Source organism: Cellulomonas sp. P2_F12 (genome assembly GCF_056403775.1).
Genome location: NZ_JBFUEV010000002.1, coordinates 638982 through 653031 on the forward strand (window position 1 = coordinate 638982; position 14050 = coordinate 653031).

The 14050-nt window shown below is 73.2% G+C and carries 11 protein-coding genes and 1 pseudogene; 6 read left to right on the forward strand and 6 right to left on the reverse strand.

Features of this window, described 5'->3' with window-relative positions; translation table 11 throughout:
• Positions 1-37 precede the first annotated feature (37 nt).
• Entirely contained in the window at positions 38-1495 is a 1458-nt protein-coding gene (locus AC1DWH_RS07730) for an outer membrane protein assembly factor BamB family protein (protein WP_477093164.1), read from the forward strand.
• Between the two features lie 680 nt (positions 1496-2175).
• Here the strand turns inward: AC1DWH_RS07730 and clpB are convergent.
• Positions 2176-4761: pseudogene (clpB, locus tag AC1DWH_RS07735) on the reverse strand (ATP-dependent chaperone ClpB); the annotation flags it as partial.
• Between the two features lie 112 nt (positions 4762-4873).
• On the opposite strand from clpB, the gene AC1DWH_RS07740 reads away from it, so the two are divergent.
• Together AC1DWH_RS07740 and AC1DWH_RS07745 are read left to right on the forward strand one after the other, a co-directional pair.
• Complete coding sequence (locus AC1DWH_RS07740; RefSeq protein WP_477093165.1) at positions 4874-5818, forward strand: alpha/beta hydrolase; 945 nt, start codon at positions 4874-4876, stop codon at positions 5816-5818.
• The gene (locus tag AC1DWH_RS07745) at positions 5815-6690 is read left to right on the forward strand and encodes a YhjD/YihY/BrkB family envelope integrity protein (protein WP_477093166.1); all 876 of its coding nucleotides are present in this window, start codon (positions 5815-5817) and stop codon (positions 6688-6690) included. Before AC1DWH_RS07740 ends, AC1DWH_RS07745 begins: the two co-directional genes overlap by 4 nt.
• Positions 6691-6732: 42 nt before the next feature.
• On the opposite strand, the gene AC1DWH_RS07750 is transcribed toward AC1DWH_RS07745, so the two are convergent.
• The 3 genes from AC1DWH_RS07750 to AC1DWH_RS07760 are packed head-to-tail and all read right to left on the reverse strand — an operon-like array spanning position 6733 to position 10720.
• Positions 6733-8037 (reverse strand): ion channel protein, encoded by a 1305-nt coding sequence (locus AC1DWH_RS07750; RefSeq protein ID WP_477093167.1) that lies wholly within the window; start codon positions 8035-8037, stop codon positions 6733-6735.
• Positions 8034-9737, reverse strand: coding sequence for a SulP family inorganic anion transporter (locus tag AC1DWH_RS07755; protein ID WP_477093168.1), 1704 nt, complete (start codon positions 9735-9737; stop codon positions 8034-8036). Before AC1DWH_RS07755 ends, AC1DWH_RS07750 begins: the two co-directional genes overlap by 4 nt.
• A complete protein-coding gene (locus AC1DWH_RS07760; RefSeq protein ID WP_477093169.1) occupies positions 9734-10720 on the reverse strand; it encodes a cation diffusion facilitator family transporter in 987 nt (328 codons plus the stop codon). Before AC1DWH_RS07760 ends, AC1DWH_RS07755 begins: the two co-directional genes overlap by 4 nt.
• Before the next feature lie 107 nt (positions 10721-10827).
• Here AC1DWH_RS07760 and AC1DWH_RS07765 point away from each other — a divergent pair, with 107 nt between their 5' ends.
• Genes AC1DWH_RS07765 through AC1DWH_RS07775 form a run of 3 tightly spaced genes read left to right on the forward strand, consistent with a single transcriptional unit; the run spans position 10828 to position 13234 of the window.
• Positions 10828-11610 carry a VOC family protein gene (locus AC1DWH_RS07765; RefSeq protein ID WP_477093170.1) on the forward strand — a complete coding sequence of 261 codons (783 nt, stop codon included), beginning with the start codon at positions 10828-10830 and terminating at the stop codon, positions 11608-11610.
• A 50-nt stretch (positions 11611-11660) separates the two neighbouring features.
• On the forward strand, positions 11661-12401 hold the full coding sequence (gene trmB / locus AC1DWH_RS07770) for a tRNA (guanosine(46)-N7)-methyltransferase TrmB (RefSeq protein WP_477093171.1): 741 nt from the start codon (positions 11661-11663) through the stop codon (positions 12399-12401).
• Positions 12398-13234, forward strand: a complete 837-nt coding sequence (locus AC1DWH_RS07775; RefSeq protein WP_477093172.1) for a LysR substrate-binding domain-containing protein — start codon at positions 12398-12400, stop codon at positions 13232-13234. The genes trmB and AC1DWH_RS07775 overlap by 4 nt, the downstream gene beginning before the upstream one ends.
• A 12-nt stretch (positions 13235-13246) precedes the next feature.
• Here AC1DWH_RS07775 and AC1DWH_RS07780 read toward each other — a convergent pair whose 3' ends face one another.
• Positions 13247-13624, reverse strand: coding sequence for a DUF5997 family protein (locus AC1DWH_RS07780; protein WP_456844779.1), 378 nt, complete (start codon positions 13622-13624; stop codon positions 13247-13249).
• A 43-nt stretch (positions 13625-13667) separates the two neighbouring features.
• Positions 13668-14048, reverse strand: a complete 381-nt coding sequence (locus AC1DWH_RS07785) for a VOC family protein (RefSeq protein WP_477093173.1) — start codon at positions 14046-14048, stop codon at positions 13668-13670.
• Positions 14049-14050 lie beyond the last annotated feature (2 nt).

Sequence of the window (14050 nt, forward strand, 5' to 3'; positions counted from 1 at the left end):
ACCCTGCACCCGGGATCGCGGTGGGTAGTCTCCGCACATGCCACGACGCGCCGACCTCGCCTCGGTCGAGCTCGTCGAGGGGGACGACGTCCCGCCCGCTGAACCGCACCCGACCGTCGCCGCCGCGCCGAGGGGCCGCCGGTGGTGGCTGCTGCTCGCCGCCCCGGTGATGATCCTCGGGCTGGTCGTCGGGGCGCAGCAGGTGATCGACGGCCGGGAGCGGGCCGCCGACGCCCGGATCGCGGCGCTGCCCGGTGCCATCGCCCAGGTCGGCGACCACCTCGGCACGGTCTGGACGACGGACCCGGGAACGAGCCCGCTCGCGTCGGGGCCGGTCGCCGACGGAGCGTTGCACGGCCTGCTCGTCGGACCCGACGGATCCCTCACGTACTCGGCGGTCGACGTCGACACCGGGACGCAGGTCTGGTCCGCGACGCTGCGAGGACCCGACCCGGCGCTGACCGACCCGACGAACCGCACCACGACGGACTGCCAGGCCGCGGCCGACGACCGCGCGGTGTGCTTCGTCACCGACGGGTACCGGAACTTCTCGGACACCGGCGACGCGAGTGACGGCCGACCCGCCACGCAGGCCCACGCGGTCGTCCTCGACCTGGCCGACGGCAGCGTGCTGGCCGACCACCCGGTGGCACCGGCGGGCTCGCTGGCCGTGCTGCCGGGCCTGGTGGCCACCGCGGTGGTCGACGACCAGGAGCACCTCGTCGTCGTCGCGACCGACCCCATGACCGGCGACGAGCTCTGGCGCTACCGCGACCCCGACCCGGTGCGGGGCGCCGCCGACGACAGCGCCGCGGACATCGCGGGCGCCGGCGGCGTGGTCGTGCTGTTCAACCGGCCGGGCGGTCCGCTCGTGCTCACCCCGACGGGCCTGCCGCTCGACGCGGACGGCGAGGGCGGCTCGTGGCAGCCGACCCTGGACGGTGGGCTCGCGTGGACGCTCCCGGACCCAGCGGGCGGCGACCAGAAGGAGAGCGTGCTGCGCGGGGGCGAGCTCCCGCTGGACGTCACCGGCGACCTGCTGGACAGCGTGGTCGACGACGGCAGCATCCCCGGCCTCGCACTCTCCTCCGGGCGGAAGACCTACGCCTGGGACGCCCGGACCGGGAGGAAGCTCTGGGAGGCCGACGTCGCCGCGGCGCAGAACGCGGGCGGCCAGACGCTCGTCCTGCAGGGCAGGGTCTACCTGACGACCGCCGACGCGGTGGTCGCGCTCGACGGCCGCGACGGGTCGCCCGTGTGGAGCACCCCCCGCTCGCCGTCGACGACGGGCGGGGGGCTGCTCACCGACGGCCTCCACGTGCTGCTGGTGCAGTCGCCTCTCGACAGCTCGGGCACCGGCGACCTGCTGGTGATGGACCGGCGCAACGGCACGGCGCTGCGCCGGGTCCCCCTGCCGGTCGGCGTCGCCTACGCGTGGGTCGCCGGCCACCGGTTGATCACCGACGACGGCACGGCGGTCCGCGGCATCGGGTGACCCGCTGCCGGGTGCGCATCTTGTCGAGCGGCGCGGACCGGTCCTCGAGCGCTCAGCTCGGTACCCGCGTCGACGCGCGCCGACGAAGCCCCTCCCGATCTCGTCGTACGTTCGCGAACGCCCGACTCCTCGATCCTGGAAGCCAACCGTCCTTGTCCCCCCTGCGTGTGAGGTCAGCGTCGAGCCCGACCCGGTGCCACAGGCCGCGCGCCCAGCAGCAGCTGTCGCCGCGCCCTGGAGCGCGCGCGACCGCGCAGCGATCGTCGTCCGCCTGAGGAACTTGCTGCAGAGCCGTCGCCATCATCGGCTCGTGGTCGCCGGGCGACCTGCTCTACGCGGGCGATATCGGCCCTAAGCCGCTCGACCAGGCGGCGGAGCGCATCGACCTCCAAGGCGATGTCAGCCGCCCTTTCGACATCCTCAGCGGTCATCGTCGACTGCCATTCCATTTCAGCGAGGCGATCATTCAGTTCCAAGAGATCGCTCCTGGAGTCAGCCAGTTCGGCGATTGCGCTGGAAAGTTCGGCGTCGTGACGGTTCGCTCTGGTGGCCAGGTCGCTCAAGTCTCGAGCAACGTCGGAAGCTCGCGCACGAACTTCGTCCAGTGCACTGCCCGAAATCGCCAACTCTCGTCGCAACGCTTCTACCCGTGTGTTCTGCCGACGTCGCTCGGTGCCGACGGAGAGTGATGCCAGTCCGTCGGCCCCGCTGTCGACCAGCACCGTGTCCCCGTCGCGGATCTCGCCCGCCAGGATCTGCCGCGCCAGCCGGTCGCCGATCTCGCGCTGCACCAGCCGCCGGAGCGGTCGGGCACCGTAGGCCGGGTCGTAGCCCTCGAGCGCCAGCCACTCGCGCGCGGCGGGCGTGACGTCAAGCGTGAGCCGACGGTCCGCCAGCCGGCGGGCCAGCAGCGCCACCTGCAGCTCCACGATGTGCCCGATCTCGTCGAGCGACAGCGGGTCGAACAGCACCACGTCGTCGAGCCGGTTGAGAAACTCGGGCTTGAACGAGGTGCGGACCGCGGACATGACCGCGTCGCGCTTCTCGTCGTCGGACAGCATCGGGTCCACCAGGTACTGCGAGCCGAGGTTCGAGGTGAGCACCAGGATCACGTTGCGGAAGTCGACCGTCCGCCCCTGCCCGTCGGTCAGGCGCCCGTCGTCGAGCACCTGCAGCAGCACGTCGAACACCTCGGGGTGCGCCTTCTCGACCTCGTCGAGCAGCACGACCGAGTACGGCCGACGACGGACGGCCTCGGTCAGCTGCCCGCCCTCCTCGTACCCGACGTACCCCGGCGGGGCACCGACCAGGCGGGCCACGGAGTGCTTCTCGGCGTACTCGGACATGTCGATCCGGACCATGGCGCGCTCGTCGTCGAACAGGAAGTCCGCGAGCGCCTTGGCCAGCTCGGTCTTGCCCACGCCGGTGGGCCCGAGGAACAGGAAGCTGCCCGTCGGGCGGTCCGGGTCGGAGATGCCGGCCCGCGCGCGTCGGACGGCGTCGGACACCGCGGCGACCGCCGGGCGCTGGCCGATGAGTCGCTCGCCCAGCACCTCCTCCATGCGCAGCAGCTTCGCGGTCTCGCCCTCCAGCAGCCGGCCGGCGGGGATGCCGGTCCACTGCGCGACCACCTCGGCCACCTCGTCGGGTCCGACCTTCTCCGCGATCATCGGCGGACCGTCGGGCGCGGCGTCGGCCGACGCCTCCTCGGCCTCGGCCACGGAGATCTGCTCCTGCAGCGCGGGGATCTCGCCGTACAGGATGCGCGCGGCCTTCTCGTTCTCGCCCTCGCGCAGCAGCCGCTCGGCGTCCGTGCGCAGCGTGTCGAGGCGCGCCTTGAGGTCGCCGACCAGGTTGTGCCCGGCCTTCTCCTTCTCCCACCGCGCGGTCAGCGACGCCAGGTCCTCGCGCCGGTCGGCCAGGTCCTTGCGCAGCCGCTCCAGGCGGTCAGCGGAGGCGGGGTCGTCGGACTCCGAGAGCACGACCTCCTCCATCTCCAGCCGGGTCACGGCGCGCTGCAGCTCGTCGATCTCGATCGGCGACGAGTCCAGCTCCATGCGCAGGCGGGACGCGGCCTCGTCGACCAGGTCGATGGCCTTGTCGGGCAGCTGGCGGCCGGTGATGTAGCGGTCGGACAGCGTCGCGGCGGCGACCAGCGCGGAGTCGGCGATGGTGACCTTGTGGTGCGCCTCGTACCGCTCCTTGAGCCCGCGCAGGATCGCGACGGTGTCCTCCACCGACGGCTCGCCGACGAACACCTGCTGGAACCGCCGCTCGAGCGCGGGGTCCTTCTCGATGCGCTCGCGGTACTCGTCGAGCGTCGTCGCACCCACCAGGCGCAGCTCGCCGCGGGCCAGCATGGGCTTGAGCATGTTGCCCGCGTCCATGGCGCCCTCGGAGCCGGCACCCGCGCCGACGACCGTGTGGAGCTCGTCGATGAACGTGACGACCTCGCCGTTCGAGCCGGTGATCTCGGCCAGCACGGCCTTGAGCCGCTCCTCGAACTCACCGCGGTACTTGGCGCCGGCCACCATCGCGGCCAGGTCGAGCGCGACCAGCTTCTTGCCCCGCAGCGACTCGGGCACGTCACCGGCGACGATGCGCTGGGCCAGCCCTTCGACGACGGCCGTCTTGCCGACGCCGGGCTCGCCGATGAGCACCGGGTTGTTCTTCGTGCGCCGCGACAGGACCTGCACGACGCGCCGGATCTCGGCGTCGCGGCCGATGACGGGGTCGAGCTTGCCCTCGCGCGCCCGCTGCGTCAGGTCGAGGCCGTACTGCTCGAGCGCCTTGTAGGTGCCCTCGGGGTTGGGCGTGGTGACGCGCGCGGAGCCTCGGACTGTCGGCAGGGCGGCCGCGAGCGCCTCGCGCGAGGCCCCCTGGGCGCGCAGGGCGTCGGCCACCCCGGACTGCCCCGCCGCGAGGCCGAGCAGCAGGTGCTCGGTGGAGACGTAGTCGTCGCCGAGCGAGCGAGCCTCGGACGAGGCCGCCTCGAGGGCGGTCGCGAGGGTGCGCGACGCGCTCGGCTGCGCCACGGCGGACCCGCTCGCCGTCGGCAGGCTGACGAGCATGCCGCGCACGGCGCGCCCGAGCGCGACGCGGTCGGCACCGACCGCGTCGAGCAGCCCGTTGGCCACGCCGCCCTCCTGGTGCAGCAGGGCGTTGAGCAGGTGCGCGGGCTCGAGCTGAGGGTTGCCGGCGGCCGACGCCTGCTGGATGGCGTCGCCGAGGGCCTCCTGGGACCGGGTGGTGAACTTGGCGTCCATATGACCTCCTTGGTGTCGATCTCTGCTCAGGTGAACCACGGCCAGAGTTGAGTCTATTCCGCTCAACTCTGTTCACCCACCCCGACGGTCACCCCCGTGGCACGATCACGCCATGGACGATGCGACCCCCGACGTGCTCGGACCCGGCTGGACCGCCCGGACCCTCCGGCTCCGGCCGGACGGTCGCACGCCCGACCCGGTCGCCACGCTCGTCCATCGTGACGGTTCCCCCACCCGCCGGGCCCTGCTCTACGTCCACGGCTTCGTCGACTACTTCTTCCACACCGGGTTCGGCGACGCCCTCGCCGCCCACGGCTACGACGTGTACGCCCTCGACCTGCGCGACTACGGGCGGTCCATCCGCGACGGCCGCCCGCCCAACTACGTCACCGACCTGGGCACGTTCGCGGAGGAGATCGACGCCGCGATCCGCATCATCCGGCAGGACCACGACCAGGTCGTCCTGCTCGGGCACTCGATGGGCGGCCTGGTCACGTCCCTGTGGGCCGACTCCCGCAAGGGCGAGGGGCTCATCGACGCGCTGGTGCTCAACAGCCCGTGGCTGGACCTGCGCGGCTCCCGGCTCGAGCGCACCGCGCTCACGGGCGTGCTCGACGTCGTCGGCAAGGTCGCCCCGAGCCTCCCCGTCGCCAAGCTGGGCCCGCACTACGGCCGCGCGCTGCACGAGGGCACCGGTGGCGAGTGGGCCTACGAGCTGGACTGGAAGCCGCTCGACGGGTTCCCGGTCCGCGCGGGCTTCGTCCGGACCGTCCGGCGCGGCCACAAGCGCGTCGCCGCGGGGCTGGCGATCGACGTCCCGGTGCTGCTGCTGGCGTCCGACGCGTCGGGTCCCGACGACGTCTGGCACGACGCTCTGGTGACCACCGACTCGGTGCTCGACGTCGCCGACATGCAGCGCCTGGCGCCGAACCTGGGGCCGGACGTGACCTTCGTCGAGGTGCCCGGCGGCGCGCACGACCTCGCGCTGTCCCCGCTGCCGGCCCGCGACACCTACCTGGCCGCGGTGCTGGCGTTCCTCGACGCCCGGCTGCCGTGACCGGACGGACCGACCGGTGGCGGCTGCGCGGCCTGCGGATCGCCGCCCGGCTGCGGCTCACCCCGTTCGGCGCGCTGGTCGAGCGGGGCTACACCGGCTTCGTCGAGATCGAGCCGTTCGACCGCGCGATGACGCTGGCGGCGCAGGCCTTCGTCTCGATCGTCCCCGTGATGATCGTGACCGCGGCCCTGCGGCCCAACCGGCAGGACGGCTTCGGCTTCTTCATGGCCGACAGCCTCGGCCTCTCGGACGCCACCCGCGACACGCTCGCCGGCAGCGTGAGCGCCAGCGCGAGCGTGGGGAGCAGCGTCGGGATCCTCGGCCTCATCGTCGCCCTGATCAGCGCCACGTCCTACTCCCGGGCCCTCGAGCGCATGTACGCCAAGGTCTGGCAGGTGAAGCGTCCGGGGCTGCGGTCGGCGTGGCGCTGGCTCGCCACCGTGCTCGCGGTGGTCCTCGCCGTCGCCCTCATCGAGCTGACGCGGGAGGCCACGGAGGGGGTGCCGCTGCCCGCCCTGTGGGACTTCGTCGTGCGGCTCGTGGTCTGGGCCGTGGTCTGGACCTACATCCCCTGGGCCCTGCTGCGCGCCGAGATCCCGATCCGCGTCCTGGCGTTCTCCGGCTGCGTCACCGCGCTGCTTCTCGGGCTGCTCAGCCTGGCCGGCCAGCTCTACCTGCCGATCGTCCTCGTCTCGGGCGCGAAGCAGTTCGGCGTGCTGGGCCTGGTGTTCGCCTACATCGGGTGGCTGTTCGCGCTGAGCTTCGCGCTGGTGCTGGCCTGTGTCGTCGGTCAGGCGTGCGCGCAGGACGAGGGCAGGCTGGGTCGGCTCATCCGCGGGCGCGACGACGCCGTGACCTGGCAGACGGTCTGACGCACGGACGCGACCTGGCGTAGAGCCATCAGGTTCACAGGCTCAGGCGGCAGGCGCCCCCGTCGCGGGCGGCTCGGGTGCGGGCTCCTTCGTCGGCGGCGCGAGCAGCGGCGGCCGGTTGGTCACCAGCAGCCAGGCAGCCAGCGCGGCGAGAAGCAGCCCGATGAGCAACGACACCTGCGGCACCACCGCGACCGCCATGAAGAGGCTCAGCCACCCGTTGCGCGTGGCGGCGACGACGATCCCGACCACCGCCGAGCCGATGGCCAGCGCCAGCGGCACGGAGTCCCAGACCGTGTTGATGGCGAACCCGAGGGCCACCCCGACGAACAGCGCGGGGAAGATCCGGCCGCCGCGGAACCCGGACGTCGCGGCGATCAGCATGGCAAGCAGCTTGATCCCGGCCAGCGCGAGGAACCCGGCGCCCGTCGTCGTCGCGACCAGACCGGGGAGCTCCTGCATCTGCGTGAGGCCCTTGAACAGGGTCACCTCGCCGCCGAGCGCTCCCAGCAGGCCGAGGATCAGGCCGCCGGTCGTGAGCATGAGCACCGGGTGACCGATCCGCTGGAACGCCCGGTGCAGCGGCACGAAGAGGTAGACGCCGACCAGACCGAGGGCCGCGGCCGCCAGCGCGATGGCGACCGAGAACCCGAGGTCGTCGAGCCCCCCGTACGTGTACACCGGGGTGGCGACCGCGAGGTTCAGCGCCTCGAGCTGCAGCATCGTCAGCGACCCGGCGGTGGCGGCCAGCAGCGGGGCGAACAGCCGGTCCCACAGAGGGATGCGGCGGTCACCGGCGTCCAGCTCGGAGAACAGCAGCGCCGCCGCCACGGGCGTGCCGAACATCGCGCCGATGGTGCCCGCGACCGCCATCGCGAGCCAGATCGGCGCGTTGACCTTGGGCAGGAACCGCATGCCCAGCGCGACCGCGAGGCCCACGTTGATCCCGATGATGGGGTTCTCCGGGCCCAGGCTCACCCCGCCGGCGAGCATGATCACCAGGGCGAGCGCGAGACCCGGCAGGACCCTGGGCTTGAGCGGCTCGGCCACCAGCTCGAGGGTCGCGGGATCGGGCCCGGCGTGCCCGGGGACGTAGCGGACGACCAGCCCGATCGCGAGGCCGGTCGCGGTGAGCACGCCGATGATCCACCACGCCGAGTCCGAGCTCACCCCGACGGCCGCGCTCAGGTCGTCCCACACCCAGCCCTCGAGGAGGCCGGCCAGCTTGCTGAGCCCGTAGAGCGTGAGGGCGGACATGATGCCGACGACCACGGCGGGGACCGCGAGCTTCAGCAGGTTGCCGACGGGGACCCGGAAGGGGGCGTCGAGCGCGGGCTGCTCGGTCATGTCGGTGCTCCTTGGTCGGAGGTCGGGGCGGTGTCGAGGTGGGCCTCCACCCACGCCTGCCCGCGGGCGACGGCGTGGTCGACGGAGGCGAACACCTCGTCGTCGGCGGGCAGCACGGCGTCGGGGTCGAGCGCGTCGAGCAGGCCGCTGCGGCGCGCGACGACCAGGAACTCCTCGGAGACGCCGGCGAGCAGCAGCACGTTGTCGCGGGTGCGGAGCGTGTCGGCGAGCGCGTCGATGGCCTTGACGAACGTCGCCGACGGGACGTCGGGAAGGGTCCGCAGGCTCAGCACGAGCGCCGAGCCGCGGGTCCGCGTCGTGTCGGGCCACGTCTCGTTGATGCGCGCCACCTCCGCGAAGAAGCCCGCGCCCGCGTAGTGGAGCACCACGACGGTGTGCGACGGCAGCTCGGCGGGCGGTTCGACGACTGCCCAGCGCCCCTCGCCGCGGTTCTCGAGCGCCTGGAGCCGGCCCGCCCGCGACGACGAGACGGTGTAGAGCACCAGCGACAGCCCGGCGCCGATGAAGATCGCCTGCTGGAGCGGCAGCTGCGTCGTCGCCACGAACGTCACCACCATCGCGGCCGTGGACCACCACGAGGTCCGGACCACCAGCACGATGTCCTTCCAGCGCCCCTGCACCAGCTCGACGCCGATCACGATCAGCAGCCCGCCGATGACGGCCATCGGGATGGTCTCCGCGTACGGACCCCCCAGCAGGACGACGAGGGCCAGCCAGAGCCCCGCGAACACCCCGGACCACCGCGTCTGCGACCCGGCACTGGTCCCGACGCCGGTGCGCGAGAGCGAGCCGCCCGTCGGCAGCGCCGAGAACAGGCCGCCCGCGACGTTCGCCATGCCCTGCGCGACGAAGTCCCGCGAGGCGTTCGGCCGCGAGCCGTCGGGGTTGGGCACGGCGGCGCCGATCCCCGCCGCCTGCGCGAGCGCCACGAGCGCGACGGCGACGGCACCCAGCGCCAGGCTCGGCACGGCGGACACGTCCGGCAGCGAGAACGGCGGCAGGCTCCGCGGGATCGACGCGATCGAGCCCACGTCCTCGACGTCGATCCCGGCGACGACCACGACGACCCACACGACGACGAGGGCCACCAGCGTGGCCAGCGACCGCAGCGGTTTCACCAGCCGCGCGAGCGCCCAGACCACGATGGTCGCGGCAGCCACGCCGACGGTCCGCAGGTCCCACGAGCCGACGTGCGCCATCGCCTCGACCAGCTTGCCCACGGTGTTGTGCGCGTCCGGCTTGTAGCCCGTCGCGTCACCGACCTCGCCGGCGATGATCTGCACCGCGATCCCCGTGGTGAAGCCCGTCATCACGGCGGTCGACACGAACTGCATGACCGACCCGAGCTTGAGCAGGCCGAGCACGAGCATGACCACGCCGACCAGCAGGGTCAGCGTCGCGATCGCCCCGGGGTCGTGCGGGTCCAGCCCGGAACCGGCGAGCACGCTGGCCGACGACAGGGCGATGGCGCTGGTCAGCGTGGTGACCATGAGGACCGTGCGGGCGAAGAACGAGCCCACGATCGTCGGCACCACGCCCGAGTACAGGCCGACCACAGGGCTGAACCCGCCGATGTTCGCGTACGCCATGCCCTCGGGGATGCTGAACAGCCCGGTGACCAGCCCCGACGTGACGTCCTTGCCGGTCGGCCTGCCCCACCGCGACGCGGCGCCGGTCACAGGCTCGGGTCCTCGGGCTCGGACAGCGAGAGCATCGCCCCGACGACCGCCGGCGTCCGCGCGATCCGGCGCTCGAGCGAGGCCAGCACGTGCGACGCGTCGTCCTCCTCCATGTTGCCCGTGAGGTCGACCGCACCGGTCAGGTAGACCTGCCGCGCGCCCACGTACTCGAGCCGCAGCTCGGTCACCCGGTCGACCTCCGGCAGCTCGAGGAGCGCCTGCACCGCCGCGGCCTGCAGCTGCGGGTCCACCACCTGACCCACCAGGAACCGGCGGTTGCGGTCGATGAGCACGATCGCCACGACCCCCAGCAGCACACCGACCAGGATCGAGCCGACGGCGTCCGGCACGGGCGAGCCGGTCGCCTGGTGCAACCCGATGCCCACGGTCGCGATCACGATGCCGACGAGCGCGGCGGCGTCCTCGAAGAACACGGCGCGGACGGTCGGGTCGGAGGTCTGCAGGATGTGCGCGACGAGGTCCTTGTCCTGCCGCGCGGCCCCCCGCTTGGCCTGACGCGACGCCTGGAAGAACGAGACCCCCTCGAGCACGAACGACACCGCGAGCACCGCGTACGCGATACCGAAGTCGCCGGCCGGCTCGGGGTTGGACAGCTCGGAGATCCCGTGGGTGATGGAGACGCCGGCGCCGACGGCGAACAACCCGATGGCGGCGAACAGCGACCACACGTAGACCTCGCGGCCGTGCCCCAGCGGGTGGGTCGGATCGGCCGGCTTGGCCGCCCGACGCTGCGCGATGAGCAGGAACACCTCGTTGCCCGTGTCCGCCCAGGAGTGCGCGGCCTCCGCGAGCATCGACGCCGAGCCCGTCATCGCCGCGGCCACCGACTTCGCGACGGCGATGAGCAGGTTGGCCCCGAACGCGAGGACCACGGTCAGCGCGCTCTCGCTCCCCTCGGGGGCGGCCGACCCGCCGGCGACGTCGACGGCCGGCTCGCTCTCGTCGGGGGGTGCGTCGGCCATGAGACGTGACTAGCACACGAGGTGCCCCATGTCTCCCGTTGTGCCGCATCTGCGCTGGTCCGAGCCCCTGTTGGCGCGCGGCTGGGCCGGGGTGTTGGCTGGGCACCATGACCACCCACCGCGAGGCCTGGCCCACCGGAACCCCGGCCTGGGCGGACATCACCGTCCCCGACCTCGCCGCCGCGCGCGCCTTCTACGGCCCCCTGTTCGGCTGGGAGTTCGAGATCGGCGGCCCGGAGCTCGGCTTCTACACGCAGGCGTTCGTGGACGGGAAGCGGGTGGTCGGGCTCGGCGAGCCGATGGGCGACGATCCCGCGCCGCCGCCGGCCTGGTGCGTGTACCTCGCTACCGACGACCTCGCGGCGACCGCCGCCGCCATCGCCGACGCCGGCGGGCAGGAGATCGTCCCGGCCATGGCGATCATGGACTTCGGCACCATGGCGATCTTCGTCGACACCGCCGGCGCCGTCTTCGGGGTCTGGCAGCCCGGCAGCCACACCGGCTGGGACGTCGTCGAGGAGCCCGGCGCGGTCGTCTGGTCCGAGGTCATGGTCCACGACCAGCCCGGCGCGCTCGACTTCTACCAGCGGGTGTTCGGCTACTCGGTCGAGGACCTCAGCGCACCCGGGTTCGAGTACGCGTCCGTGTCCCTCGGCGGCGCGCCCCTGGCCGGCGTCGGTGGCTACGGGGAGCGGGCCGGCGACGACGCTCCCGCCGCCTGGACCCTCTACTTCGCGGTCACGGACACCGACGCGTCGGCCGCCCGCGTGACGGAGCTGGGCGGGACCGTGGTCAGCCCGCCGACCGACACCCCCTTCGGCCGCATGGCGATCGCCGCCGGTCCGTTCGGTGAGGTCTTCGCGCTCATGGGGCCCGTGCTCGGCTCCTGACCCCTCGGCACCGGCGGTCGCCGTCGGCGCGCCACCTAGGCTGGACCCTCGTGAGCCTCCCGTCCGACGCGTTCCGGCACGTGGCCTCGCGACCCCACGAGCCGTTGCGCACGTTCCACCCGCGGCGGGCGCCCCTGGGCCGCGAGCGCGAAGAGGCGCTGCGGGACCTGTGGCCGCAGCTCGGGTTCTCGGTGCACGACGACCGGTCCCCGATGCCCCGGGCGGCCGACGGTTCCCTCGACAGCGCCGCGCTCTTCGGCCGGTCCGCACCCCTCGTCCTGGAGATCGGGTCCGGGATGGGCGAGACGACCGCGTCGATGGCGGCCGCCGACCCGGCCCGCGACTACCTCGCCGTCGAGGCCCACCTGCCGGGCGTCGCCAACCTGCTCGGCCTGATCGATCGCGCCGGCCTGACCAACGTCCGGGTGGCGCACGGCGACGCCCTCGACCTGGTCCGCACCGCCCTCCCGCCGGCCGGTCTCGACGCGGTGCACGTGTTCTTCCCCGATCCGTGGCCCAAGGGGCGGCACCACAAGCGGCGGCTCGTGCAGCCGTCCCACGTCGCGCTGCTGCGGTCGCGCCTGCGGCTGGGCGGCAGGCTGCACTGCGCGACGGACTGGGTCGAGTACGCCGACGCCATGCTCGAGGTCCTGACCGCCGACCCCGGCCTGGAGAACACCGCCGACGGCTTCGCGCCCCGACCCGCGCACCGCCCGGTCACCAAGTTCGAGCAGCGCGGGCTCGACCTGGGCCACGAGGTCCGCGACCTGGTCTTCCGGAGGGTCCGATGAGCACCGACGAGCCGACCAGCCCCGCACCCGCGGATGATGCGCGCCCGGGGCCGCGCGTGTTCCGCGTCGCCCTCGTGCCGGGCGTCAACCCCGACCGCTGGCTCCGCGTGTGGGCCGAGCGGCTCCGGACCGTGCCCGTCGAGCTGGTGCACACGCAGCCCGCCGACGCCGCCGGCCTCCTGCGGTCCGGCGACGCCGACGTCGCGCTGCTCCGGCTCCCGGCCGACGGCGACGACCTCTCGGTCATCACCCTCTACACGGAGGCGACGGTCGTCGTCGTGCCCAAGGACCACGTGGTCACCGTCGTGGACGAGGTGGACGCCGCCGACCTCGACGACGAGACCCTCGTCGTCCCCCTCGACGACACCCTGCGCTGGGTCGACCCGCCCGGCACGCCGTTCGTCGGCGACGGCCCCGTGGCGACGACCCCCGACGCGATCGAGCTCGTGGCCGCCGGCGTCGGGGTGGTCGTCCTGCCCCAGTCGCTCGGTCGCCTGCACCAGCGCCGCGGCGTCACCGCGCGGATCGTGCGCGACGCCCCCGGGTCCGCCGTGGGCCTCGCCTGGGTGACCGACCGCTACGACGACTTCACCGAGGAGTTCATCGGCATCGTCCGGGGCCGCACCGCCACGTCGAGCCGCGGCATCGGCGCACCCGCGCAGGTGCAACCGACGACGACCGGTCGCGACAAGGCCTCGAGGCCGTCCAGCAAGAGCGCGACCAGCAAGAGCTCGACCGGTAAGGGCTCGAGCGGCAAAGGTTCCTCGGGGCGACCGTCGTCGGCCAAGGGCAAGCCGAAGCCGAACCCCCGCAAGCCGCGCACGGGCCGCTGACCGGCCCGACCGTCAGCGGTTCTTGGCTGCCTCGGCGGCCTTGCGGTCGGCCTCGCGGGACTCCAGCAGCCGCTCCTCGAGCCGCACCTGCGCGGCGATCTCGCGCTCGCGGACCAGCCAGTTGGGCGGGTCGGCCTGCAGGGCGTCGATCTCGGCCGTGGTCAGCGGGTCGGTGATCCCGCCGCGGGCCAGCCCGCTGATCGAGACCCGCAGGCGGCCTGCGACGACGCTGCGCGGGTGCGGCCCGTCGCGGCGCAGGTCCACCAGCCACTGCGGAGGCGTGCGCTGCAGCTCGGTGAGCTCGTCGCGCGTGATCATCCGGTTCTGGAAGTCCTCCGGCGTGGCCGGCAGGTACACGTCGAGCTTGGCGGCGGCTGTCGACGCCTTCATCTCCTGGGACTTCTTCGCGGGTGTCACCGGACCAGCGTAGGCGTCACAGCGACTGGTCGAACATCCAGCGGTGCCCGAAGGGGTCGCGCGCGACGGCGATGCGACCGAACGGCGTCGGCGTCGGCTCGCGGTCGATCACGCCCCCGGCCGCGCGTACACGGTCGACGACCGCGTCGCAGTCGTCGACCGTCAGGTGCAACGTCACCGGCACCGGGCCGGCCGGGTCGGGCGACACCGAGTCGTACGCCGGGGCGTCGTCGGCGAACATCAGCAGCGCACCGCCGATCCGCACCTGCGCGTGACCCACCGACCCGTCCTCGTTGAGGATGAGCTCGCCGTCCTGGACCGCCCCGAGCACGTCGGCGTACCACCGCAGCGCCGCCCGCGAGTCGGGCACCGCGATGTAGGGGGTGAGCTCAGACATCA

What these genes read in the sequence shown, in the direction of transcription:
- AC1DWH_RS07730 (WP_477093164.1), top strand. Translation starts at nt 38, where the DNA reads ATGCCACGACGCGCCGACCTCGCCTCGGTCGAGCTCGTCGAGGGGGAC.
- AC1DWH_RS07740 (WP_477093165.1), top strand. Translation starts at nt 4,874, where the DNA reads ATGGACGATGCGACCCCCGACGTGCTCGGACCCGGCTGGACCGCCCGG.
- AC1DWH_RS07750 (WP_477093167.1), bottom strand. Translation starts at nt 8,037, where the DNA reads ATGACCGAGCAGCCCGCGCTCGACGCCCCCTTCCGGGTCCCCGTCGGC.
- AC1DWH_RS07760 (WP_477093169.1), bottom strand. Translation starts at nt 10,720, where the DNA reads ATGGCCGACGCACCCCCCGACGAGAGCGAGCCGGCCGTCGACGTCGCC.
- AC1DWH_RS07765 (WP_477093170.1), top strand. Translation starts at nt 10,828, where the DNA reads ATGACCACCCACCGCGAGGCCTGGCCCACCGGAACCCCGGCCTGGGCG.
- AC1DWH_RS07775 (WP_477093172.1), top strand. Translation starts at nt 12,398, where the DNA reads ATGAGCACCGACGAGCCGACCAGCCCCGCACCCGCGGATGATGCGCGC.
- AC1DWH_RS07780 (WP_456844779.1), bottom strand. Translation starts at nt 13,624, where the DNA reads ATGAAGGCGTCGACAGCCGCCGCCAAGCTCGACGTGTACCTGCCGGCC.
- AC1DWH_RS07785 (WP_477093173.1), bottom strand. Translation starts at nt 14,048, where the DNA reads ATGTCTGAGCTCACCCCCTACATCGCGGTGCCCGACTCGCGGGCGGCG.